The sequence below is a fragment of the Pedobacter borealis DSM 19626 genome, from assembly GCF_000708285.2.
Classification (GTDB): domain Bacteria; phylum Bacteroidota; class Bacteroidia; order Sphingobacteriales; family Sphingobacteriaceae; genus Pedobacter; species Pedobacter borealis.
In genome coordinates, this window is record NZ_JAUG01000175.1 from 1 (window position 1) to 3,037 (window position 3,037).

The window sequence follows — 3,037 nt, forward strand, 5'->3', positions numbered from 1 at the left end:
CGATTTCCCTGTGCATCCTTTTCATCTGTGGTAAAAAACGACATTGAATCCGTATCTTTGCGCAAAAAAGATTTGTGAGTACCGAAAATTCAAAATTTAAAGACTTCAATTTTGCTGAAGGCGAATTGCTCTTAATTAACAAACCATACAAATGGACTTCGTTTGATGTGGTGGGCAAAATCCGTAATTCTTTAAAACCGCTAAAACTAAAGGTTGGTCATGCCGGCACTTTAGATCCCCTTGCTACAGGCTTGCTAATCATCTGTACAGGCAAATTAACTAAGCAAATAGACACTTTCCAGGCAGAAGAGAAAGAATATACTGGCACCATGATTTTGGGTGCTACTACCCCATCATTTGATATGGAGACTGAGGTAGATCAAACTTTCGACATCAGTAACATCACCAAAGAAGATATATACGCTGCCTGTACACCATTTATTGGCGATATAGAACAATATCCACCAGCACATTCTGCTGTTAAGGTAAATGGAGAGCGTTTATACGTAAAAGCAAGGTTAGGTGAAGAGGTTGAGCTACGTAAACGTTTTGTAAGTGTTCCAGCGTTTGAAATTACACGGATCGAACTACCAGAGATCGATTTTAGAATTGTATGTAGTAAAGGCACTTACATCCGTTCATTAATATCCGATTTTGGTAAAACTTTAAATAGCGGAGCTTATCTTTCCAAACTTACCCGTACCCGTAGCGGAAACTTTTTGCTAAAAGATGCGTTTGAGGTATTAGAACTTGTTAATTATATTCGTAGCAAGAAAGAAGAAGCTAAAACTGAAGCAGAGGCATGAACCGCATCAAAAACAGGAACATCAGGTTTATAAAAGAAATTCTTTTAATTATTGCAGGTGTAACTTCGGCATGTTTTGGCTTAAAAAGCTTTTTAATGCCCAGTCATTTTATTGATGGGGGTGTTACGGGTATTTCTCTTTTGCTAAGCACCTTAACAGGCTGGAATTTATCGTACCTCATTGTAATTATCAACATTCCCTTTGTAATTTTAGGTTATAGACAGATTGGTAAAGGCTTTGCCCTTAAAACCGCTATTGCCATTGCTGCGCTTTCATTGGCCTTAATTTTTCTTCCCTTTCAGCCCATTACCCACGATAAATTGCTCATCGCATTTTTCGGCGGGTTATTTTTAGGCGGTGGGATTGGACTGGCCATGCGCGGTGGCTGTGTAATCGACGGAACAGAGGTTTTAGCACTTTACATCAGTAAAAACAGCATTTTAACCGTTGGAAATATCATCCTGATTTTAAATATCATTATTTTCGCCTTCGCAGCTTATTTCTTAAATATAGAAACTGCGCTATATGCCATTCTAACGTATTTATCGGCATCAAGCACTATCGATTTCATTGTAAACGGCATAGAACAGTACACCGGTGTTACCATTATTTCAGAGCACCAGGAGGACATAAAGGAATTCATCATTAACGAAATGAGACGCGGGGTGACCATTTATAAAGGCGAAGGTGGTTATGGGGAAAAGAAAGATATCGATATTATTTTTACCGTCGTTACCAAACTAGAAATGAGCAAATTACAAACCGCTATTCGCCAGATCGATCCGGATGCATTTGTGATACAGCAACAGATTGCCGATTTAAAAGGCGGGGTAGTAAAACGCCATGCTTTACATTAATAAATAATAGAAATTGGGCATGCCCCTAAGCTGTGCAAAGGGTCGGGCTGTACGCTAAATCCCCGATGAAACCTGTAAAACAAGCAAGCATGCCACAAAATAATAAACAACAATGCCTAAATCGGGGGATACCGCTTCCATCCCTCATGCAAAACCCACACCGATAAAATAAATTTACCATTGAAAATATATCATAACCTTTCGGATTTTAAAAAATTAGATAATGCCATTGTAACCATTGGCACTTTTGATGGCGTGCATTTCGGACACCAAAAAATCATTAAACAACTGGTAGAAAAGGCAAAATCCGACAACGGAGAAAGTGTAATATTAACTTTTTTCCCGCACCCGAGAATGATTATCGATCCTGAAAACCAGGAGCTAAAAATGATTAATACCATTAATGAAAAAGCCGAAATTTTAAAAAGTTTAGGGGTAGATCATTTAATCATCACACCATTTACCAGAGATTTCTCCAATCAGCTGCCTGAAGATTATATAAAAAACACGCTGGTGAATAATATTGGTACCAAACATATTATTATTGGTTACGACCACCGTTTTGGCAAAGACCGTTCTGGAAATTTAAGCGATTTAAAGGCTGCAGGTTTACATTATGGTTTTAGTGTGGAGGAAATTATGGAGCAGGATATTCATGATGTTGCAGTAAGCTCTACCAAAATCCGTCAGGCACTCTTAGCGGGCGATGTAAGCTTGGCCAACGATTATCTGGGTTATCCTTTTTCTATTTTTGGAAGGGTAATTAAAGGCGATAAAATCGGAAGAACAATTGGTTTCCCTACAGCCAATATCTTTGTCGAAGAAACTTATAAACTGATTCCGGGCGATGGCATTTATGCGGTTACCGTAGAGATGGAGTCCGAAGTCCGATGTCCAGAGTCCGAAGTCCTAAACCCTACCCCCTCAACCTTAAACTCTCAACCATACAAAGGAATGGCCTACATCGGGCAACGCCCAACCATTAACGGAATGACCAGAAACATTGAGGTTAATATTTTTGATTTTAACCAGGAAATTTATGGGCAGGATATTAAGATGAACTTTTTGAAATTCCTTCGTCATGATGTAAAATTTACTGGATTAGAAGCTTTAACTGTTCAGTTACAAAAAGACAAGGAGGCTACTTTAGCTTATTTTAATGGGTAATTACTGCTCTGGATACAAAGTTAAATCACTAATAAATCTAAAATCTTTTAGGTTATAAGTAAACAGTTTTAGCTTGGTTTCTATCGCTGTTGCGGCAATTACCGAATCAGGTATTGCAAGTCCATGGCTTAATTTAAAACTCTGCATTAAATTAATCGCAGTTAAGTTTATTCTTTCGTTAATTAATATAATAACCTGAGTTCGATT

At 38.1% G+C, this 3,037-nt stretch carries 4 protein-coding genes; 3 read left to right on the plus strand and 1 reads right to left on the minus strand.

What is annotated here, in order from left to right:
* Positions 1 to 74 precede the first annotated feature (74 nt).
* The 3 genes from truB to AW17_RS23215 all read left to right on the plus strand — a co-directional run bounded on the left by truB (position 75) and on the right by AW17_RS23215 (position 2,830).
* Positions 75 to 806, plus strand: a complete 732-nt coding sequence (truB, locus tag AW17_RS23205; protein WP_029280707.1) for a tRNA pseudouridine(55) synthase TruB — start codon at positions 75 to 77, stop codon at positions 804 to 806.
* Positions 803 to 1,663, plus strand: coding sequence for a YitT family protein (locus AW17_RS23210; protein ID WP_029280709.1), 861 nt, complete (start codon positions 803 to 805; stop codon positions 1,661 to 1,663). The genes truB and AW17_RS23210 overlap by 4 nt, the downstream gene beginning before the upstream one ends.
* 180 nt (positions 1,664 to 1,843) lie before the next feature.
* The gene (locus AW17_RS23215) at positions 1,844 to 2,830 is read left to right on the plus strand and encodes a bifunctional riboflavin kinase/FAD synthetase (RefSeq protein ID WP_029280711.1); all 987 of its coding nucleotides are present in this window, start codon (positions 1,844 to 1,846) and stop codon (positions 2,828 to 2,830) included.
* On the opposite strand, the gene AW17_RS23220 is transcribed toward AW17_RS23215, so the two are convergent.
* Positions 2,831 to 3,037: PIN domain-containing protein (locus AW17_RS23220; RefSeq protein ID WP_029280713.1), on the minus strand; the 207-nt coding region annotated here is incomplete at its 5' end.

Excerpts from the sequence above, each read along its gene's own strand:
- AW17_RS23210 (WP_029280709.1), top strand. The coding sequence starts at position 803 with ATGAACCGCATCAAAAACAGGAACATCAGGTTTATAAAAGAAATTCTT.